Source organism: Brevundimonas olei (assembly GCF_037055245.1).
Lineage (GTDB): Bacteria > Pseudomonadota > Alphaproteobacteria > Caulobacterales > Caulobacteraceae > Brevundimonas > Brevundimonas olei.
Window position 1 is genome coordinate 988,332 of record NZ_CP146369.1, and the last position, 21,409, is coordinate 1,009,740.

The 21,409-nt window shown below is 67.0% G+C and carries 15 protein-coding genes; 6 read left to right on the top strand and 9 right to left on the bottom strand.

The annotated features are described in order from the left end of the window. Positions 1–149 precede the first annotated feature (149 nt). The gene (locus V8J38_RS04740; RefSeq protein WP_291776994.1) at positions 150–887 is read left to right on the top strand and encodes a FadR/GntR family transcriptional regulator; all 738 of its coding nucleotides are present in this window, start codon (positions 150–152) and stop codon (positions 885–887) included. 87 nt (positions 888–974) lie between these two features. Beyond that, positions 975–2,573, top strand: coding sequence for a DUF5605 domain-containing protein (locus V8J38_RS04745; protein WP_338578105.1), 1,599 nt, complete (start codon positions 975–977; stop codon positions 2,571–2,573). Between the two features lie 45 nt (positions 2,574–2,618). On the opposite strand, the gene V8J38_RS04750 is transcribed toward V8J38_RS04745, so the two are convergent. Continuing rightward, positions 2,619–4,865: a glycoside hydrolase family 88 protein gene (locus V8J38_RS04750; RefSeq protein ID WP_338578106.1), complete on the bottom strand. Its 2,247-nt coding sequence runs from the start codon at positions 4,863–4,865 to the stop codon at positions 2,619–2,621. Positions 4,866–5,022: 157 nt separating this feature from the next. On the opposite strand from V8J38_RS04750, the gene V8J38_RS04755 reads away from it, so the two are divergent. Continuing rightward, positions 5,023–6,405 (top strand): glycoside hydrolase family 28 protein, encoded by a 1,383-nt coding sequence (locus V8J38_RS04755; RefSeq protein ID WP_338578107.1) that lies wholly within the window; start codon positions 5,023–5,025, stop codon positions 6,403–6,405. A 146-nt stretch (positions 6,406–6,551) separates the two neighbouring features. Here V8J38_RS04755 and V8J38_RS04760 read toward each other — a convergent pair whose 3' ends face one another. The 8 genes from V8J38_RS04760 to rhmD form a co-directional block, all read right to left on the bottom strand. Next, positions 6,552–9,293 (bottom strand): TonB-dependent receptor, encoded by a 2,742-nt coding sequence (locus V8J38_RS04760; protein WP_338578108.1) that lies wholly within the window; start codon positions 9,291–9,293, stop codon positions 6,552–6,554. Positions 9,294–9,560: 267 nt separating this feature from the next. After that, a complete protein-coding gene (locus tag V8J38_RS04765; protein WP_338578109.1) occupies positions 9,561–11,051 on the bottom strand; it encodes an oligogalacturonate lyase family protein in 1,491 nt (496 codons plus the stop codon). A gap of 31 nt (positions 11,052–11,082) precedes the next feature. Further along, positions 11,083–13,368: a hypothetical protein gene (locus tag V8J38_RS04770; RefSeq protein WP_338578110.1), complete on the bottom strand. Its 2,286-nt coding sequence runs from the start codon at positions 13,366–13,368 to the stop codon at positions 11,083–11,085. Further along, positions 13,368–14,633 carry a sugar MFS transporter gene (locus V8J38_RS04775; RefSeq protein ID WP_338578112.1) on the bottom strand — a complete coding sequence of 422 codons (1,266 nt, stop codon included), beginning with the start codon at positions 14,631–14,633 and terminating at the stop codon, positions 13,368–13,370. Before V8J38_RS04775 ends, V8J38_RS04770 begins: the two co-directional genes overlap by 1 nt. A gap of 61 nt (positions 14,634–14,694) precedes the next feature. Next, positions 14,695–15,597, bottom strand: a complete 903-nt coding sequence (locus V8J38_RS04780; RefSeq protein ID WP_338578113.1) for an amidohydrolase family protein — start codon at positions 15,595–15,597, stop codon at positions 14,695–14,697. A gap of 13 nt (positions 15,598–15,610) precedes the next feature. After that, the gene (locus V8J38_RS04785; protein ID WP_338578114.1) at positions 15,611–16,363 is read right to left on the bottom strand and encodes an SDR family NAD(P)-dependent oxidoreductase; all 753 of its coding nucleotides are present in this window, start codon (positions 16,361–16,363) and stop codon (positions 15,611–15,613) included. Continuing rightward, a complete protein-coding gene (locus tag V8J38_RS04790; protein WP_338578115.1) occupies positions 16,360–17,223 on the bottom strand; it encodes a fumarylacetoacetate hydrolase family protein in 864 nt (287 codons plus the stop codon). The genes V8J38_RS04785 and V8J38_RS04790 overlap by 4 nt, the downstream gene beginning before the upstream one ends. 12 nt (positions 17,224–17,235) lie before the next feature. Continuing rightward, complete coding sequence (gene rhmD, locus V8J38_RS04795; protein WP_291776969.1) at positions 17,236–18,441, bottom strand: L-rhamnonate dehydratase; 1,206 nt, start codon at positions 18,439–18,441, stop codon at positions 17,236–17,238. A gap of 150 nt (positions 18,442–18,591) precedes the next feature. Between rhmD and V8J38_RS04800 the strand changes: the two genes are divergently transcribed. Genes V8J38_RS04800 through lldD form a run of 3 tightly spaced genes read left to right on the top strand, consistent with a single transcriptional unit; the run spans position 18,592 to position 21,325 of the window. Continuing rightward, positions 18,592–19,389 carry an IclR family transcriptional regulator gene (locus V8J38_RS04800; RefSeq protein WP_291776967.1) on the top strand — a complete coding sequence of 266 codons (798 nt, stop codon included), beginning with the start codon at positions 18,592–18,594 and terminating at the stop codon, positions 19,387–19,389. A 24-nt stretch (positions 19,390–19,413) separates the two neighbouring features. After that, on the top strand, positions 19,414–20,175 hold the full coding sequence (locus V8J38_RS04805; protein WP_312219235.1) for an SDR family NAD(P)-dependent oxidoreductase: 762 nt from the start codon (positions 19,414–19,416) through the stop codon (positions 20,173–20,175). A 10-nt stretch (positions 20,176–20,185) separates the two neighbouring features. Next, entirely contained in the window at positions 20,186–21,325 is a 1,140-nt protein-coding gene (gene lldD, locus V8J38_RS04810) for an FMN-dependent L-lactate dehydrogenase LldD (RefSeq protein ID WP_338578116.1), read from the top strand. Positions 21,326–21,409: the final 84 nt, after the last annotated feature.

The window sequence follows — 21,409 nt, forward strand, 5'->3', positions numbered from 1 at the left end:
GCAGTTTGATAATATGTATGATGTTTCGGGCTGGCAAGTCCCAACTGGCGGGAAAACAGAGCCTTTCAATGGCGGTCGGCGTCTCGACTCTCATATCGTGATACGTATGCTGGCCCGCCTGGGCGCGGAGCGTCGAACGAGATCAGATCATGGCTGTGACCCCCCAAACGTCGTCTCGCGTCGCGCGTCGGCCGCGACTGTCGGCCGCCGTGGTCGAGGATCTCGTCAACGCCATCGTCACCGAGATTCATCCCGCCGGATCGGCCCTGCCGCCCGAGAACGTCCTGTGCGACATCTATGGCGTCAGTCGGACCGTGGTCCGTGAAGCCACGACCGCGCTGACGGAGAAGGGACTGGTCGTCTCGCAGCAGGGCCGCGGCACCATCATCCAGGATCCGTCCTCATGGAACCTGCTGGATCCCATGATCCTGAGCGCTCTGTTCCGTCGCGAGGACGGCCTGTCCTATCTGGACAACCTGTCGGAAATTCGCGCCTCCCTGGAGGGCGAGATGGCCGCCAAGGCCGCGCGCAAGCTGACGCCTGAGGCCGCCGAGGAACTGACTCGGCAAATGCAGAAGCTGGAGAGCCTGATCACCACGCCCGCAGGCTATGTGCATGAGGACGTGGCCTTTCACGACATCATCATGAGCCTGTCGGGCGATCGACTGAGCAAGGCCATCATCGACAGCATCCAGAGCAAGGCCGTGAAGACCCACAGCTACAGCGGCAAGCTGAACGTGGAGCATATCCGTGCGACTCATGAGGCCCACGTAAGGGTCTATGACGCCATCATGGCGCGCGATCCGGAGGGCGCGGCCAGAGCCATGCGCGACCACATCGAGGGGTCGTGGAAGAAGCGTCGCCCGGCGAAGCTGCACCAGGTCTGACGCGGCGCAAGGCCGCGCCCTGCACACATAACTTGTATGATGATTTTTGATCGGCTTATCTACCTGCTGGCAGGGGAGGATGAGTCGATGAAACTGACGATGACGCGCAGGAGCGTTGTGGCGAGCGGCGCGGCCGGGGCCGCCTGGGCCGCGCTCGGCGGAGGCGCGGCGCGTGCTGCGAGCCAGGCCGTCCAGGTCGAGCAGTGGGGTCTGTTCGAAACGGCTCTGACGGCGCCCGGCGCGCCGGAGCCGTTCCGGACGGCCGTGACGGGCGTCTTCACCCAGGGCGAGACGACGGTCCGAGCGCCAGGCTTCTATGACGGCGGAGACGTCTATCGCATTCGCTTCTCGCCGCCGACCCCGGGCGCGTGGCGTTGGCGGGTCGAAAGCGACCTGAAGGCGCTGAACGGTCAGGAAGGCAGGTTCGAGGCGATCGCGCCTTCCAGCGGCAACCACGGTCCGGTGGCGGTCCAGGACGACTACCACTTCGCCTACGCCGATGGAGCGCCCTTCCGCCAGATCGGAACCACCAGCTACGGCTGGACCCATCAGCCGGAAGCCCGGCGGCGACAGACGCTGGAGACCCTGGCCGCCTCTCCATTCAACAAACTGCGGATGCTGGTCTTTCCCAACGCCACCATCGCCACGAACGAGGCTCTCTCTCCCTATGAGAAGACGGGGCCGGGGCCGCGTGACTGGGATTTCACGCGCTTCAATCCAGCCTATTTCCAGCGCCTCGACGCCTGCGTGGCGGCTCTGTGCGACCTGGGGATCCAGGCGGACGTCATCCTGTTCCATCCCTACGACGAGACCTTCGGTTTCGAGGAAATGGCGGCTGAGGCGGATGACCATTACGTCCGTTATGTCGTCGCGCGCCTGGCGGCCTATCGAAACGTCTGGTGGTCGCTGGCCAATGAGTTCGACCTGCTGAAGACCAAGACGGACTCCGACTTCGACCGACTGTTCCAGTTGGTGCAAAGCCAGGACCCGTACGGTCGCCTGCGCTCCATCCATAACTGGCGGCGGCTTTACGACCACGGCAAGCCCTGGGTGACTCACGCCAGCATCCAGAACGGTTCGGCTGTGCTCGACGACGTGCGGGCGGAAACCTATCGCAGCGTGTGGCGGAAGCCGGTGATCTTCGACGAGATCTGCTACGAAGGCTCGCTGGAAGACCGTTGGGGCGACCTGACCGGGCCGGAAATGGTGCGAGGCTTCTGGCACGGCCTGATCGGCGGAACCTATGTCGGTCACAGCGAGTGTCTGCCCCGGCATAAGGGCGACGGCTTCTGGCTGGGCGAGGGCGGCGAACTGCGGGGCAAGAGCGCGCCGCGACTGGCCTTCCTCAGGTCGATCATGGAGGCCGGGCCGACCCCAGGCGTCGAACCGATCGACAAGTGGTGGGAACAGCATCTGGGCGGCGTCGCCGGGCAGTACTACCTGCGCTACTTCGGCGATGCGGCGCCGACCGAATGGGCGTTGGATCTGCCGCGTGACGAGATTACGGGCGGAGAACGTTTCCGGGTCGACGTCATCGATACCTGGAACATGACGATCGAGGCCCTGCCGGGCGAGTTCGTCATGGCGGCCAAGGAAACCAAATACTTCTTCCATGATCCCGCGCGCCCGACCGTCGCCCTGCCGGGGCGGCCCTGGATGGCGGTGCGGGTGACGCGCCTGGCGTGATCGAAAGCGGGGCGGCAGGAGCGGAAACGCCCCTGCCGCCGAGGGTCAGAAAGCCAGGGCCGTGGAGGCCACGTGCGCTTCCCAGGCTTCGCGGGTCTTGAAGTCCAGGCCGCCGTCCCAGGCGGAGCCCATGTAGTAGGTGAAGGGCCGGCCCGGCGTGACGCGGACCAGGATCAGATAGTTGTCGGCGTCCTCGGCGAAGCCTTCGACCTGGGCCGGGTCGACGGCGATGGCGATGCCGATGGAGCCGTGCTCGGGATTGGCCGGCTCCCAGAACATCAGGCGGCCGTTGGCGGCGTCGCGGGTGACGAAGCCGGCGCTCGCCGCGTTGCGGCGTTTGGATATGCCGACGCCGACGATCAGGGGCTCGCTCGTGTCCGAGTTCAGGGTCGAGGTCATGCGGGTGAAGTTGGAGCCCAGCGGCAGGCTGAACTCGCGCGTCTCCCAGACCTTGCGGGTCACGTCGACGGGCCAGGGGCGATAGTCGACGCTGAAGCGGGCCTCGTCGCCGCCGGTCGCCTCGATGCGATAGGTCGAGAAGTTGCGGCTGGTCCACAGCTTGTTGTCGTACCAGACGCCCAGACCGCCCGCGCCGCGACCACGACCGACGTCGTAGTAGTCCAGCCCCTCGCCGCGATCGACGTGGTAATTGGGGAAGCGCAGCTGGCGGTCCATGTAGGGATAGCGGACGCGCTTGGCCCAGACGTCGACGCCCGAGCCGGAGGGCGCTTCTCGCGCCTCCAGGGCGGGACCGTAGATGCGGTGCGCGACGCGGTCGTTCTCCCACAGAAGATCGTCGAGGCGGTCGGGCGCGAAGCGGACGACGGCGCGAGGCTGCTGCTGGTCGGCGGGCGGCGAGGTCAGGCGCTCGACCTCGGCGGGGCGGCCCAGCGAGGACGGGTCATAGGCCAGGGCGCGGGTCGCCTGCATCTCCTCGGCGCGCCGTTTGATCTCGGCCTCGCCGACGACGGTGACCGGCGCGGGCGGCGCGGGCGTGGTGGCGGCGATCACCTCGGGCGCATCGCGCGCGGGCTCGGCCAGGGGCAGGCTCTTTTGCGGACCGTTCAGGTCGGCGACCTCCAGCCCCGCCAGGATGTAGGTCCCGGTGGTGTAGAGGCCGACCTCGTTCGGATCGGTCGGCACGGGCATGTCGCCGGTCTTCTGCGTGGCGCCGATCAGGCCGCTGGGAAGGACGTGGCGGTTGAGCGCGGCCCAGCCCTTGAGCACGGCGGGCTCATAGGTCGCACGGTCCAGCAGGCCGTGGTTGATCCCCCAGGCCAGGGCGTAGACGTAGAAGACCGAACCCGAGGTCTCGGCCTGAGGATAGAGTTCGGGGGCCAGCAGGCTGGCGCGCCACAGGCCGTCGTCCTGCTGCAGTTCGCGGATGCGTCCGGCCATGGCCTGGAAGATGTCGACGTAGTCCTGACGGCCCTCGAAGTCGGCGGGCATGGCCTCCAGGGTGCGGGCCAGGCCGCCCATGACCCAGCCGTTGGCGCGGCTCCAGTAGACGGGCCGGCCATTGGCCTCGGTGCGGCCCTCGAAGCGCTGGTCGCGCAGGAAGAGGCGCTGCTCGGGGACCCACAGGCGGTCGATGGTGCGCCGGAACTCCTTGTCCATGGCGCGGACGTATTTCGGGTCGCCGGTCACCGCCGACATGCGCGCCAGAACCGGCGGCGCCATGTAGAGGGCGTCGGCCCACCACCAGATCAGGGCGTCAGTCTCGGTCGCGCGGTTCAGGTGCGGGATCATATAGTCCAGCCGCTGGCGCAGCGGCATCAGCACTCCGTCCTGACCCCGGCGCGAATAGAGCTCCAGATACAGGTCGCCGATGGTCTGGTCGTCGGCGTTCAGCATGGTCGGACCCGAGCGCGCGCCGCGCAGGCTGTAGTTGTAGTGCTCGGCCACGGCCGTCAGGAAGCGCAGGGTCTCGGGGTCCTCCGAGACGCGCGCCAGCCGCGCCGCGCCGATGTAGAAGGTCGCGGCCACCCAGTTGGACGACATCTGCGTCAGATTGCTGCCGGTCGACAGGGCCAGGGGACGCGAGGCCATGTCGGTGATCTGGGAGGAGGCGACGTATTCGACCGCCGCCAGGGTCTGTTCGCGCGAAGGGCGGGCGTCCGCGCGGAAGTCCAGGTTGGGGCGCGGGCGCGCGGTCAGCCATTCGGCCTCAACGCCGGGGTTGGACTGCGGCGCCCAGGGCTCGCCTGCGGCCGGTTGGGCGAGCGCAGGTGCGGTCAGGACGGTGCTGGCGAGCAGGAAGGCGATCGTCGGGGCGGCGCGGCGTAGCGTCACAGGCGTTCTCTCCGGTACGGACCCCGTGGCGTTTGGGGTTTCACTATTTGCTGATGCGTACCATAAAATGGTCCTCAACCAGCGCAAGCCGGAATGACACCGGTGAACCGCGACAAGACGCCGTCCATCTTGCGGCGCGACCATGTGAGGAACGCCTATGCATCGCCGCTCTTTGTTGCAACTCGGAATTACCGGCGCCCTGGCGACCGGCGTGGCGGCCGCGCCCGCCTGGGCACAGGGAACCGGCCGGACCTTCGACGCCGCCGACTTCGGCGCGGTCGGGGACGGCGAGACCATCAACACCCGCCCGATCCAGGCCGCCATCGACGCGGCGGCGGGGGCGGGCGGCGGCACGGTGGTGCTGAAGCCCGGCGTCTATCTGTCCGGCTCACTGTTCGTGAAGTCGAACGTCACCCTGCTGATCGGGCGCGGCGCGACGCTGAAGGGGCTGCGCGACATCGCCGCCTACCCCATGGTGCGCACGCGCGTCGCCGGGATCGAGATGGAGTGGCCCGCGGGCCTGCTGAACGTCTATCGCGAGCGGAACGCCCGCATCACCGGCGAAGGGCTGGTCGACGGCGACGGCAAGGTCTTCTGGGACGCCTATTGGGCGATGCGGCGCGATTATGACCCCCGCGACCTGCGCTGGGCGGCGGACTACGATTGTCGCCGCCCGCGCCTGATCCATGTCTATGACGCGGATCAGGTCGAGGTGTCAGGCCTGAACCTGGCGCGTTCGGGCTTCTGGACCGTGCACGTCTGCTATTCGCGCGACGTGAAGGTGTCGGACCTGATCATCCGCAACAACCTAGGCGGCCGGGGCCCCTCGACCGACGGGATCGACATCGATTCCTCGGAGCGGGTGCTGGTCGAGCGCTGCGACCTGTCGGTCAACGACGACGCCATCTGCATCAAGGCGGGGCGCGACTGGGACGGCCTGAGGGTCGCCCGACCCTGCCGCGAGGTGAAGGTGCGCGACTGCATCGTGCGCGACGCCCTGGCCGGCATGACCTTCGGCAGCGAGACCTCGGGCGGGTTCCAGGACATCGAGGTGTCGGGCCTGCGGATCGAATACCCCGTGCCGCTGGGAATCTTCTTCAAGTCGGGCCACACGCGCGGCGGGGTCATCAACAACATCGCCCTGCGGGACATCCATCTGCAGGACGTGGCGACCCTGTTCCGGGTGAATCTCAACTGGTATCCGAACTACTCCTACGCCCAGATTCCGGCGGGCATGACGGATGTTCCGGACTATTGGCGGGCGCTGGCGACGCCGGTCCCGCGCGAGCAGGGCGTGCCCCGCATCCGCGACGTGCGCCTGTCGGACATCAGGGCGGTGGGCGGCAAGATCGGCTTCGAGGCCGCCGCCTATGAGGAAGCGCCCCTGCGCGACTTCACCTTCGAGCGGTTGCGTTGGGACGTGCGCGAGGCGGGGACCATCGCCAACGCCGACAACTGGCGCTTCATCGACTGCGACATCGACACCCTGGACGGAACGGGACCCAAGGTCACGGCGTCGCGCGGCGTGGTCGGCCTCTGAGGCGTTTTGTCCGGAACGGACTGTTCAAGCCCCGGCGTTCCGGCGTCGGGGTTTTTCTTCGCCCAAATGCAGGGAGCCGAACAGAAAAAAGGCCCGGAGCAGATGCTCCGGGCCGAGTGGTACGCTGAAAGGTTCAGGGAGGTGAATCAGTATTTCCAGCGCAATCCGATAGCGATCTCGCGACCCGTGTGACGGTAGTCCGAGATGCGGTTCGTCTCATCGACATAGCGATCATTGTACTCGTCGGTCAGGTTGATGCCTTCCAGCGAGATCGTCATGCTGTCCGAGATGTCGTAGGACATCGAGGCGTCGACGTAGGTCGTTGCGTTCATGCCCTCTTCCGAGTTGCCGTTGCCGCCCGGGAACGACATCAGATAGCCGCTGCGGTAGGCCGCCGAGATACGGGCCTGGAAGGGGCCGTCCTCGTAATACAGCGTCGTGTTGAAGGTGTTCTTCGACTGACCCGTCAGGCGGTTCTTGCCGGCGGCGCCATAGTCGACCTCAGAGTCGACATAGGTGAAGTTGCCGATAAAGCCGAAGTTCGACCACAGGCCGGGCAGGAAGGTGAAGGGCTGCTGGTACTGGATCTCCAGCCCGTGCAGCGAACCGCCCTCGCCGTTGAGCTTGCGCGTGACCTGGAAGACGTCGGTCGGACGCGCGGCGCCTTGCAGCAGTTCGTCGGGCAGACCCAGATCGCTCCAGACGATCGATTCCGTCACCGAGGTGATGAAGCTGTCGATGTCCTTGTAGAAGACGGCGGCGGCCAGCAGGCCTTCGTTCTGGAAGTACCACTCGACCGACAGGTCGTAGTTGGTGGCGCGGAACGGATCCAGCAGCGGGTTGCCGTAGGACACGGTGCGCGTGGTCGGCGAGACGCCGCCGCCCGGAGTCAGGTCGCCCAGGGTCGGACGCGACATCACCTTGGCGGCGCCCAGGCGGATCACCAGGTCGTCGCGCGGTTCGATGGCCAGGTTGAACGACGGCAGGACGTCGTCGTAGTCGTTATAGGCGGTGACGTAGTCGTAGCTGGTGGTCGTGTTGCCGGCGTCATCCTTGACGGTGATCGTCTGCCAGCCCTTGGATTCGACTTCCGTCTTGGCGTAGCGGACGCCGACGTTGCCGCGCACCGTCATGTTGGCGACCTCGGTGTTGAAGTCGGCCTGGACGAAGACGCCCTTGTCCGTTTCGTCGACTTCGCGCTCGCTGCGGTTCGGCACCAGCGGGTCGTCGTAGACGCTGAGGAAGTCGTTGATCTTCGAGATGTCGGGAACGATGAAGCTCAGGTCCGACCCCGACGGCACGCCGATCTTGCCGTCGATGCTGACGATCTTGCCCAGGGCGTCCACGCCGGTGATCCGGTCAGCGCCCGCCGTAGCCGTCTGAGCCCGCGCCACGCCCCAGGTGCTGAAGCCGTAGGTGCGGTATTCGCCGCCGGCCTTGAAGGTGATGGAAGGCGTCCAGTCGTACTCCAGGGCGCCGGCGAAGACGTTGTTGTCGAAATCGCCGCCGCTGGTGGAGCGCGTGCCCTGGATCAGGGTGAAGTCCTTGCCCGAGGTGATGTCGAAGCCGTAGTCGATCATCGGCAGGCGATCGTTGCCGCGGAAGTCGATGGTGTAGCCGTTCACCCCCGCCTGTTCGAAGGCGTAGGTGACGTTTGTCGGCGTGCGAGCTTCCGATTTGTTGAGGCCCAGCTTCATGTTGCCGCGCAGGCGATCCGTGAAGTCGTGGCGGACGTTCAGCGAGGCCTGGGCGAAGGTGCTTTCATTGCGGGTGAAGCCGTTTTCCGAGCGCACCAGCATGTTGTCGAACACGCCGTAGGACAGGGCGTTCTTGCCGGCGTCGATGGCGTAGTCGCGCACGATGACGTTGTTGACGGCCGCGCGGCTGAATGCCCAGGCCTCGACGTTGGGGCTTTCCAGTTCGGAGTTCAGGCGAGACCACAGCAGGTCCAGGACGACCTCGGTGCGGTCGCTGGGGCGCCATTGCAGCGCGCCGGTCATGCCCAGGCGGTCTTCCTGGGTGTTGCCGAAGGTGTAGCGCGGGATGCGCGGATAGAAGGCGTTCAGCAGTTCAGTGCGCTGGGCCTCTGTGGTGCAGGGAACGCAACCGCCGAAGTTCTGACCAACGCCGTAGGCTTTCGTCGGGTCGCCCTTCTGCCAACGGGTCGTGTTGAAGCTCTCGAGGATCGGCGAACGTTCGGAATAGGCGATGGAGCCCAGGATGCCGAAGGTCTTGCTGTCATTCGACCAGCTCAGCAGGCCGGCCGTGCGCGGGACGGTCTTTTCCGACAGGTCGTTGTAGGAGGCCTGGACTGACAGGGCGGAGTTGAAGCCGCTGTTCGCGAAGTCCAGCGGGCGGCCGGTCTGCAGGTCGACGGTCGATCCCAGCGAGCCTTCCTCGATCTCGGCCGACTGGGTCTTGCGGACCTTGATGCTGTTGAACAGCTCGGACGCGAACATCGAGAAGTCGAAGCTGCGGTTGCGGTTGCCGCCCGACGCCGCCTGGGCCTCCAGGCCGTTGATGCGGGTGCGGGTGAAGTCGGCGCCCAGGCCGCGCACCGAGATGGTCGTGCCCTGACCGTTGACCCGTTCGATGGTCACGCCGGGCAGGCGCTGGATGGCCTCGGCCAGGTTCTGGTCGGGGAAGTCGGCGATGTCTTCAGCCAGAATGGCGTCGACGGCGCCGGCCTCGCGGCGCTTGACGTTCAGCGCCTGCTGAAGGCTGGAGCGGAAGCCGGTGACGACGATCTCGTCGACGACGGTGGCGTGCTCGCCCGTGGTCTGATCGGCGGCGTCCTGGGCCATGGCGGGCGCAACGCCCCACATCAGGGCGGTGGCGGAAGCGCCGGCGACACAGAGGGCGCGGACGTTGCGGAAGGGTCGTGCCATATTTCTCTCCCCGCACCGAAGCCCGTGGCACCGGTGTCATTTGTTGGTATGCTGTTGCGTATAGTTGGACGATACGCGTGTCACTTCTTGCAACAGCTTCCCGCTTTTTGCAACAGGCTCTTGTCGGCCTCCGTGCAAGACCGCGGTGAGCTACGAAAACAGAAACGATTTCATGAGGTTACGGAACCTGCTTCAAGGTGCCGCCGAAACAGGAAGGGCCCCGGATCGCTCCGGAGCCCTTTTTCGTAGAGGGGGAGACGGCGGGCGTCAGGCCGCCCGCGCCACCTCCACCGCATAGACGTGATTGGCGCCATGCATGTTGGAGACGAAGACGATCCATCGGCCGTCCGGCGTGAAGGTCAGGTTGGGCTCCAGCCGGTAGTCATGGTTCGACAGGTCGACCAGGCGCTGCGATCGCAGATACTCGACGCTGATCTGATCGTCCTTGTCGCTGGACGGATCCTCGTCGACGATCGGCTCGGGACGCAGCAGGACAAGCCATTTTCCGTCCGGCGCATGGGCCACCATGTCGCCGTCGCCGCCGTCGCCCGCGAATATCCGTCCGTCCGGCGAGACGTTGTAGTGCACCGACCAGTCGTTCTGTTCGACCCTGCGATAGACGCGCTTGCCTGTCTCCAGGTCCACGGAGGCGACCCAGAAGACCTGGCCGCGCGGCGTCTGCAGATCATAGAGCACCTGCCTGCCGTCGGGGCTGAACCACTCGTGGCCGAAGATCTCGAAATTCATGGTCCGCTGGTGCGTCTTGCGCAGGTCCGAGCCGTCGACCTTCATCGTCCACATGCGGTCGACCCGGTGCCAGGGGCCTTCGTGGCAGAAGATGATGCGATCGGGATCGGTCGGCGAGAATTGGGTGTGGCCGATCCATTCATTGGTCTTGTGGATCACGCGGCGTTCGCCGGTCGCCATGTCGATGACGAAGATCTCCATCGGATAGCGGGCGGCCCAGCGCTGCAGCATCCGCACGCCCTTGGCGCGAGCGAAGTTCAGCGGCTTTCCGTCCGGCCCGGCAGCTTCGTATTCGGCCTGGTCGAAGCGGCGGTTGCGCGGGTCGCCGACGCCGGGCTGGAGCGGCTGGGAATCATAGGCGACGAAGCCGAGCAGGAGGGTCTCGTCGGCATTGACCGAATTGACCTGGCCGTTGGGAATGCGGCCGATCCGGCGCACGCGCCGGGTGTCCGCATCGATGACGTAGAGGGTCTTGGCGCGGTCCATCAGCTGGGACTCGCCCGGCTCGGTGACCGAATAATAGACGTTGCGGCCCTTGCGCCCCGTGAACATCAGATCGGCGTTCTGGTCGGGAACCAGCACGCTGAGCGCCCAGGTCTTCAGGTCCACGGTCGAGATGCCCTGGGGCGTGGAGATGACCATGAGGTCGGGCGCGCCCGCCTTCGCCGGCAGGAACATGTTCTTGTAGAAGTAGGGCTTGCCGCCGCCGCCGTCGGGCGAGACCCGGCGGATGCGATGGCCTGTGCGCGGATCGACCCATTCGCGCGGGACCGGGCCCGACCATTGCGGCGCCTGGTGCGGCGTCTCCTGGGTCGACGGCGGCGCGGTGTTTGGAGCAGGCCAGGCGGGAACCTGGCCCTCCGGCGGCAGGGGTGGTTCGATCAGGGGAGCGGCGGCTTGCGGCGCAGCGGATCGCGCTGCGGTTGCGCCGGCGGGGGCCGCCAGGGCGGGGGTGGCCAGAGCGGGGGCGGCCAGCAGGGCCTTCAGGGCAAGGCGTCGGGACGTCGTCATCGGGCGTTCCTTGTGTAATCGCAAAGCAGGGTCAGGGAGCGGGCGTCAGGCCTTCGACCCGCACGGTCCAGCCTTCCTTGGGGAAGCCGGGCGCGTGGCCGGTCGCACCGTCCCAGCCGCCGGCCATCAGGCCCACCGCCATCAGCAGGGAGCCGTTGGAGGGGAAGTAGGTCTCGGCCGCCCGGCGATAGCCGGCGCCGTCGGGGTTGACCGCCATCTCGACGCCGCCGGCTCCGGCCGAGACCGGCACCAGTTCGTCGGCGTGCTCGTCCAGGTGGACGCGCGGGGTCATGCCGGTGACGCCCCACTGGTTGTTCTTCAGATCGGCGAACAGCCAGTCGACGGCCTTTTCCGGTTCGCCCAGGCGGGCGGCGGTCATGGCCATCATGGGGAAGTCCCAGCCCCAGGTCTGACGCACGTCCCAGTTCCGCTCCACCGCCTCGAAGGTGCGGCGCATGGCGTCCGGGTCGATGCGGGCGCCGGGAATGAAGCCGTAGGCCATCAGGAAGGAGGGATGGTCGCGGTTCTTGCACTGGGCGGCCGCCGCGTGCTTGCGGCAGGCGTCGGACATGGCCGTCTCCCAGAAGTCCGGCACGCTCTCGACCGGCAGGTAGAGGCCGTCCTTCATCGCGGGCGGGGCGATCTTCGCCAGGGCCTGATCCCAGTCGGCGCGGCGGGGCTGGCCCTGACGAACGCGCCATTGCTGGGCGGTCTCCAGCGCCCAGCGGAAATACTCGACCTCGAAGGTCGGGTTGATCGTGGTCAGGGGATCATAGTTTTCCTGGGCCGGGATCATCGGCGCGCCGAGGTTCAGATGGCCGTTCGCCTCGATCGGCCAGGAGGCCAGCAGGTCGGCGGTAGCCTCGACCAGTTCGGCGTAGCGGCCCAGGACGGCAGGGTCCTTTTCCGATCGCCAGATCAGTTCAGACAGCAGGATCGGGTGCGGCTGCTGCCACATGATGAAGGGCGAGACCAGGCTGGGGCTGTTGCGGCCCTCGGGCCCGACCATCTTGGGCCACCAGGCGCCCTTGACCCCGTGACGCGCGGCCTCGGCGCGGGCGTTGTCGAGGTTGCCCAGATACCAGGGCAGGCTGCGCTCCAGCATTTCGGGGCGGCCCCACATGGCCTGCCAGCCGGCGTGCCAGGGGTGCATCTCCAGGTGGAACTTGCCGTACCAGGAGTTGGAGAAGAGACCCTCTTCCTGTGGCGGCAGCTCGCCGGCGCCGTTCACGGCGGACAGATACTGCGACAGCACCACGCGACGCTCCAGCTCATGAGCGCGCGGATCGGTCGAACCCGAGAAGTCGACGGCGCCGCCCTCGCTCCAGAAGGCGTTCCAGTGCCGGGTGACGGCCTCAACGCTGGCGGAATAGGCGGGCGCGAGAGTCTTGTCGGCCTGTTGATCGAAACGGACCATGACGGTCAGCCGGTCGCGGCCGTTGGCGACGACGCTGAAGCTGTCGGCCCCGCTCTGTTCGATCTTTCCCGAGCCGATGATGCCTGAATAGTAGACGGTGTCGTCCAGCGTCCGACGAATGCGGACGTCGCCCGTATCGAAGGCGACGACCTCAAGGCCCTGGGCGCCCGTTGCTTCGAAGCTGGTGGGATCGGGGTTGATGGCCGGGTTCACGGCCGGATAGCGGACCTGAACGCCCAGGCCCTGAGACGCGACCAGAGACGAGGAGATCTCGACCATCACCATGTCCAGGGTCGGATGGACGCGGCTCACGACCTCGACGGGCTGGCCGTCATAGGTGAAGCGGCTGGTCAGGGCGCCGGTCCACAGATCCAGCGTCTGGCGCGAGACGGCCACCTTGGCGAAGTCCAGCGTGCGGCCGTCATTGAACGTCAGGCCGATGCGGCTGAGCGAGATGCGATGCGGATTGGCCCGCAGCCAGGTGTAGGCGGGGTTGGTCTCTGCATCCGCCCAGGACTTCATCCAGGCGTAGGGCTGCTCGCCCCGGCCGGGGACGGGGACGTTCACGAGGCCGTCCTGCTCGGTATAGCCCTCGGGATTGGGGAAGCTGTGCCAGCCCCATTGGGCCATGGTCAGCAGGGGGGCCAGTTCGGAATACTGCTCCGGGAAGGTCTGCAGGCCGGTGATGTCGGCGGTGAAGCCCAGATCGCCATTGCCCAGCATGATCGGGGCGTGACGATCCACGCCGGTCAGGACGACGTTGTGGCGCGTGACCAGGGCCTGCCGGTCGATCGGCGTCGCAGGCGCGACCGCGGCGACGGGCTGGACTGTCTGGGCGCAGGCGGCCAGCGGAGCGCCGGCCAGGAGGGTGCAGGCGAGGAGGGCGGAGCGCAGACGCATCACGAGGCCTCCGCCTTCAGGCCCAGGCCCGCGCCCTTCCAGCCGTACCAGGCGACGACGGCGAAGCAGGCGGCGGGCAGCAGGAAGGCGATGTTGGCGCCGTACAGGTCCGCCAGCTTGCCCATGGGCCAGGGCAGCAGGACGCCGCCGCCGATGGCCATGACCATGAGGGACGACGCCTTCTTGGTGCTGGCCCCCAGGCCCGTGGTGCCCAGGGCGAAGATGGTGGCGAACATGGTCGACATGAAGAAGAAGACGGCGATCAGGGCGATGGGCGACACCTTGTCGATGCCCGCCGAGACGATCAGCGTCAGGATGACGTTGATGACGCCGTAGGTGGTCAGCAGGGCGCGCGGCTTGACCTTGAGCAACAGGCCCGTGGCGGCGAAGCGCCCGACCAGATAGCCGATGGCGGCCAGCGACAGCATGTAGGCGCCCTGTTGCGACGTCAGGTCCTGCCAGTTGTGGGTCACCAGATTGATGAAGTAGGCGCCGATGCCGACCTGGGCGCCGATGTAGAGGGCCTGGGTCACCACGCCGGCGATGAAGTGAGGCTGCTGGGACAAGGGCTTGGCCGGGGCGTCGCCCGCAACGGACTCGCCGTGGTCGGCCAGGCCGGTTTCGGGCAGGCGGGCGCGCCAGACGACGGCGGCGAACAGCAGGACGGCCACGGCGATTAGACCGTAGACGATCTGGATCGAGCGGGTGGCGCCGCCCAGGGCTTCGGTCGTCGTCGGGCTGAAGAAGACCGCGCCGCCGATCATCGGGCCGATGAAGACGCCCAGGGCGTTGAACGACTGGGCCAGGTTCAGGCGCTGCGAGGCCTTGGCCGGGTCGCCCAGAACGTTGACGTAGGTGTCGGCGGCCGTCTCGAGCACGCACAGGCCGGCGGCCAGCACGAACATGGATCCGACGAAGGGCAGGAAGGCGCCCGCATTGGCCGCCGGGATGAAGAGCAGGGCGCCGATGGCGGTGACGCAGAGGCCAGAGACGATGCCGAACTTGTAGCCGCGCGCGTTCAGCAACATGCCCGCCGGCAGGCTGAGCAGCAGATAGGCGCCGAAATAGGCGATCTGCAGCCAGGAGCTGTCCGCCTGGCTGATGCTGAGCGTTTCCTGGAAGTGCTTGTTCAGCACGTCCAGCAGGCCATAGGCCAGCCCCCAGATCAGGAAGCAGCCGATGGCGAAAGCCAGCGGTCCGCGCAGGTTTCCGGCGGGCAGGGCGAGGCCCCCGGGCGTGTGGGCGGCGTCGGTTTCGATACTCATGTCGTCCTCTCGGGCTTCCTCGGTCCGGCTCCGTCTTGCTGCGGGCTCGGCGAACGATGGATCAGATGCGGTAGATCGCCTCGGCGTTTGCGGCGAACAGGCGGTCGCGTTCCTCGGCCGTGAAGTCGGCCGTGATCGCGTCGAAGGCGGAATAGAAGGCGTCGAACGCGCCGTGGACTCGCTCGACCGGGAAATCGCTGGCGAACATCGCCCGGCGGGCGCCGAAGATGTCGATGCACTCCAGCACGACCGGTCGGATGCTATCGGGCGTCCAGGCGCGGTCGGTGATGCCGAGGCCGGAAATCTTGATCGAGACCTGGGGGCGTTCGGCCAGAGCCTTCAGCCCGGCGCGCCAGACGGCCATGCCGGCCTCGTCGCGATCGGTCGGCAGACCGGCGTGGTTGATGATCAGGGGGATGTCGGGATGGGCGTCGGCCAGTTCGACCGCCTCGGCCATCTGCGACGGATAGAGCTGCAGGTCGAACGACAGGCCGTGGCGGGCCAGCTTGCCGAAGCCCGCGCGCCACGCGGGGTCGAGCAGGGGGTCGGTTGGATTGTAGGTCTTCTTCGGATCGACGTGCCAGCAGACGATCTGGCGCACGCCCCGGACGCTGGACCGGGCGGCGTGGGCCTCCAGCAGGGCGTCCAGATCGGGATCGGTCAGGTCCGCCCCGGCGACTACGCCGTGCGGATAGCCGTAGTCGTCGGCCATGGCCTGAAGCCAGTCCGTCTCGGCCAGCTGCGCGCCGCGCGGCTGGCCGGCCTCGACGTGGACGATCTTGTCGACGCGCCAGTTCGCCGTGTCGGCCAGATAGTCCTTCAGCAGGTAGTCTTGGTGGGCGATCGGGGACATGTCCCCCGCCGGATTGTTCGGCAGGGGATCGTCCTGCAGCCAGCCGTAGCGAGCGCGCGACAGGTCCCACAAGTGGACGTGGCAATCGACGATGCGAAGGTCGCGGCCCACTTGCGGCGCTCCTTTAATAGGTGGTGCGGCCGCCCGACGTATCGAACGTCGAGGCGGTGGTGAAGCTGCATTCCTCGGAGGCCATGAAGCAGATCATGGCGGCGCTCTCCTCGACCTCGCCCAGACGGCCCATCGGAATCTTGGAGCGCATGTAGTCCACCTGGCTCTGCGGCAGCTGTTCCAGGATCGGGCTTTCGAAGGTGGCGGGGGTCAGGCTGTTGGCGATGACGCCCTTGCCGGCCAGCTCCTTGCCCAGGGACTTGGTGAAGCCGATCACCCCGGCCTTGGACGCCGAATAGGCGCTGGCGTTGGGATTGCCTTCCTTGCCCGCGACCGAGGCCACGTTGACGATCCGGCCGTAGCCGCTGTCGAGCATATAGGGCGTGACGGCGCGGCAGCAGTAGAAGACGCCGTTCAGATTGATGTCGACCACGCGCTTCCAGCTGTCGACCGGGAACTCCTGCACCGGAACGGTGGCGCCGGTGATGCCGGCCGAGGCGACCAGGATGTCGATGCGTCCGCCCAGGATCTTGTGCGATTCGGCGGCGGCGGCGGCGACGGCGTCAGGGTCGGCGACGTCCAGGGCGACGACCCCGGCCGCGCCGATCTCTTCGGCGGCGGCCTTGAGCGTCTCGGCGTTCAGGTCCCAGAGGACGACCTTGCCGCCTTCGGCGATGATGCGGGCGGCCGAAGCCTTGCCCAGACCCGAGGCCCCGCCGGTGACGACGGCGGTGCGGCCGGCGAAACGTCCTTCATAGGCGCTCATGCGGCGGCGTCCTTCGACCAGGCGACGACCTGCTGGCGTTGCACGCCCAGCTTCTCGATCCCCAGCTCCATGACGTCGCCCGCCTTCAGATAGAAGGGCTCGGGCTTCTGGCCCAGGCCGACGCCGGGCGGGGTGCCCGTGGTGATCAGGTCGCCCGGCTCCAGCGTCATGAACTGGCTGACGTAGGAGACGATCTCGGCGACGCCGAAGATCATGGTCTTGGTGTTGCCGGTCTGCATGCGCTTGCCGTTCAGGTCCAGCCACATGTCGAGTTGCTGCACGTCCCCGATCTCGTCGGCGGTGACGATCCAGGGGCCGACCGGGCCGAAGGTGTCGCAGCCCTTGCCCTTGTCCCAGGTGCCGCCGCGCTCGGTCTGGAAGGCGCGCTCGGACACGTCATTGATCAGGACGTAGCCCGCCACGTGGTTCAGGGCGTCCGCCTGTTCGACGTAGGAGGCGCGCTTGCCGATGACGATGCCCAGCTCGACTTCCCAGTCGGTCTTTTCCGAACCACGAGGAATGACAACGGTATCATTCGGGCCCGTCAAACAGGAGACGGCCTTGGTGAAGACCACGGGTTCTTCCGGAATCGGCAGGTTGGATTCGGCGGCGTGGTCGGCGAAGTTCAGGCCGATGGCGATGAATTTGCGCACGCCGTTCACCGGCACGCCATAGCGGGGCGAGCCCTCGACCAGAGGCAGGCTCTCGGGATCGACGGCCTTCAGCGCGGCGAGGCCTTCGCCCCACAGCTGGTCGGGCGTGATGTCGGCGACAATGCCGGACAGATCGCGGATGCGGCCCTCTGAATCGAGAGTGCCGGGCTTTTCCTGGCCCACAGGGCCGTAACGCAGGAGTTTCATGGGGAGGCCTTATTATCGGGCGTAGGGGCGGTGCAGGGCGATGTCGCGGTTCAGCTCGACGCCGAAACCGGGGGTGTCGGGAACTTTCAGCTTGCCGTTCACCGGAACGGGCTCGCCGATCAACTGCGGATGGAACATGGGCACGACTTCGTCGGCGCCCGGAGCCATCATCAGGAACTCCGCGAACGGGCTGTTATGGCGCGTCACGACGAAGTGGTAGGAATAGACGGACGATCCGTGCGGGATCATCAGCACGCCCTTGGAGTCGGCCAGGGCGGAAATTTTCTGCAGTTCGGTCACGCCGCCGCACCAGCCCACGTCGGGCTGGATGATGTCGCAGCATTCCATCTCCAGCAGCATGCGGAAGCCCCAGCGGGTGGCTTCATGCTCGCCGGTGGTGACCAGCATGCCCTTGGGCGCGTTCTTCTTCAGCGCCTGATAGCCCCAGTAGTCGTCGGGGCTGAGGGCCTCCTCGATCCACTTCAGGCCCAGCTTGTGGGCCTCATGGGCCAGGCGGGTGGCGTAGTTGAGATCGAGCGCCATCCAGCAGTCGAACATCAGCCAGAAGTCGTCGCCGCAGGCGTTCCGCATGGCCTCAAGCTCGGCCAGGTTCTTGCGCAGGCCCTCTTCCCCCTCGGCCGGGCCGTGGTGGAGGGGCATCTTGCCGCCGATGAAGCCCAGTTCCTTGGCCTTATCCGGGCGCGCGCCGGTTGCGTAGAAGGTCAGTTCGTCGCGCACGGCCCCGCCCAGCATGGCGAAGACCGGCTCCTGACGCAGGCGGCCAAGCAGATCCCACAGCGCCAGGTCCACGCCGGAGATGGCGTTCACGACCAGCCCCTTGCGGCCGTAATACTGGGTCGAGAAATACATCTGGTCCCAGATCTTCTCGACCTCGGACGGATCGCGGCCCTCCAGGAAGCGGGCCAGGTGCTTCTCGACGATATAGGCGGCGGGTTCGCCGCCGGTCGTCACCGCAAAGCCGACGACGCCGTTGTCGGCCTCGATCTCCACCACCAGGGTGCCGAGCACATTGATGCCGAAGCTGCGGCGGCTCTGACGGTATTCCGGATACTTCGCCATCGGGGTGGCGATGTGGTCGTCAATCCAGTGGCCGTCGCCCTGGTCGTGATAGTCGGCGCCGCCGCCCTGATTGGCGCCTGTGCCGTCGTTTTTCACGACGAAGGCGCGGACGTGCTTGATCCTGGGCAGGCGGCTCATCGGGCATGCACCATATTTCGGCACATAACTCCCATAATGCGGGATTTCACTGGCATTCCTCCGAGCGTGGCGTCAAACTCGATCCCTGTTGCGGGGATCAGCTTGCGTCTTTTGCTACATTCTGGGAATGAGGATTACGAGATGGGACGAATGGCGTCAATCAAGAGCGAACAGGCGGACGGCGAAGCGGAGGTCGGGGCGAAGGCCTCCGGCAGCCAGACCCTTCTGCGCGGCTTGGACGTGATCGACGCCCTGATCGACGGCTCCCTTCCGTTGGCGGAGCTGTCGGAAAAGCTCGAACTGACGCGCAGCACCACCCATCGCCTAGCCTCGGCCCTGGTCGACCGGCGAATCCTGTCGTTCCGCCCGCGCGAGGGCTATTCCCTGGGACCCAAGCTGCTGGAGCTGGGCCACGCCGCCAGCCAGCAGATGCATCTGCCGCGCGTCGCCCGGCCCTATCTGGAGCATCTGTCCACGGTGACCGACGACACGGTGCACCTGGGCGTGCTGGACGGTCGTCATGCGCTTTACCTGGACAAGGTCCCCGGTCGTCGCCGCGTGAATATCGGTTCGCGCCTCGGCGAGCGTCACCCCATCGCCTCCACCGGACTGGGCAAGGCGCTGATTCTGGACAAGAGCGAGCCGGAATGGTGCGACTTCTACGCGCCAGAAGGGGCCGAATTCGACGCCGCCTCGCGCGCGGTCTGGCTGGAGCGGATGCGCAGCTACGCCGAGAAGGGCCACGCCTTCGACCTTGAGGAGAACGAGGATCAGGTCCGCTGCGTCGCCGCGCCGATTCGGTCCGTCGACGGGCATATCGTGGCCGCGATCAGCGTCTCGTCCGCCGCTCAATACATGTCCGACGCCCGAATGGCCGAACTGACCAAGACGGTCACCGACGCCGCCAACGCCATCAGCGGCGACCTGGGCTGGACCCCTAAAACCTGAACACGCTTACTGTACGGAGCCTCCATGCTGCTTAAAGACAAGGTCGTCCTCATCACCGGGGGATCGCGAGGCATCGGGGCCGCCGTGGCCGTGGAAATGGCCAGGCAGGGCGCGGACGTCGCCATCAACAGCCACTCGGGCGGCTCTGCTGCGGCCGAGGTGATCGCCGCGGTCGAGGCGCAGGGGCGCCGTTGCATCTCGGTCGAGGGCGACGTGGCCCTGCCGGAAACGGCGGCCGCCTTCGTCGAGGCCGCCGTCGAGGCCTTCGGCAAGGTGGACGTCTTCGTCTCCAACGCCGGCATCTGCCCGTTCCACGCCTTCCTCGACATGCCGGCGGAGACGCTGAAGCGCACCATGGAGGTCAACCTCCACGGCGCCTATTTCATGACCCAGGCCGCCGCGAACCAGATGGTCAAGCAGGGAAACGGCGGCGCCATTGTCGCCATCAGTTCGATCTCGGCCCTGGTCGGCGGCGAGTTCCAGACCCACTACACTCCGACCAAGGCGGGCGTGCACAGTCTGATGCAGTCCTGCGCCATCGCCCTGGGCAAGCACGGCATCCGCTGCAATTCGGTCCTGCCCGGCACCATTCTGACCGACATCAACAAGGACGACCTGGCCGACCCGAAGAAGCGGGAATACATGGAAGGTCGCATCCCGCTGGGCCGTCTGGGCCAGCCCGAGGACATCGGCGGCGCCGTGGCCTTCCTGGCCTCGGACATGGCGGCTTATGTCACCGGCGCGGCCCTGCTGGTCGACGGCGGCGCCTTCGTGAACCTGCAATAGGCCGTCCAGCATGAAGGCGGCCTCCATCTCCGACTATCGCGAACTGGCGCGTCGCCGCCTGCCGCGATTCCTGTTCGAATACATCGACGGCGGCTCCTATGCCGAGACGACGCTGGGGCGGAACGTCAGCGACCTGCGCGACGTGGCCCTGCGTCAGCGGGTGCTGCGCGACGTGTCGGACATCGACCTGTCCACGACCCTGTTCGGACAAGAGGTCAGTTTGCCGGTCGCGCTCGCGCCGGTCGGTCTGGCGGGCATGAATGCGAGGCGCGGCGAGGTTCAGGCCGCCCGCGCCGCCGCCGCCTTCGGCGTGCCCTTCACCCTGTCCACGGTCGGCGCCTGTTCGATCGGAGAGGTGGCGGCGGGCAGTCCGACGCCCTTCTGGTTCCAGCTCTACATGATCCGCGATCGCGCCTTCATGGCCGACCTGCTGGATCTGGCCGAACAGGCGAAATGTCCCGCTCTGGTCTTCACGGTCGACATGCCGGTGCCGGGTTCGCGCTATCGCGACTATCACTCAGGGTTGGCGGGGGCGTCGGGCTTCTTCGGCGACATGCGTCGCGCGTTGCAGGCGGTCGGCCGACCCGCCTGGGCCTGGGATGTGGGCGTCAACGGCGGCCCCCACTCGCTGGGCAATGTCGCGCTGGTGCTGAAGGGCAAGACGGGCATCGACGACTTCTTCGCCTGGATGCGCGACAACTTCGATCCCACCGTGACCTGGGACGACCTGGCCTGGGTGCGTGAGCGCTGGAAGGGGCCGCTGATCATCAAGGGCGTGCTGGACGCCGACGACGCTCGGCGCGTGGCCGATCTCGGGGCTGACGGCTTGGTGGTGTCGAACCACGGCGGGCGTCAGCTGGACGGCGTCCTGTCCTCGACCCGCGCCCTGCCGCCGATCGCCGAGGCGGTCGGGGGGCGGCTGACGGTCCTGGCCGACGGCGGAATCCGCAGCGGCCTAGACGTCGCGCGAATGCTGGCTCTGGGCGCCGACGGCGTGCTGATCGGACGGGCCTGGGCTTATGCCCTGGCGGCGCGGGGAGAGGCGGGGGTCAGCCACGTCCTGAACCTGATGGCGGCCGAGATGAAGGTGGCCATGGCGCTGACCGGCGTCACGCGCGTGGATCAACTGGACCGCAACGCCCTGGCCTGATCCGGGCCGGTCGCGGCTTCTTCAAGAAAAAGGCGCCGGCGAATGGATCGCCGGCGCCCAGGTTTCACCGCTCAGGAGGGCGGT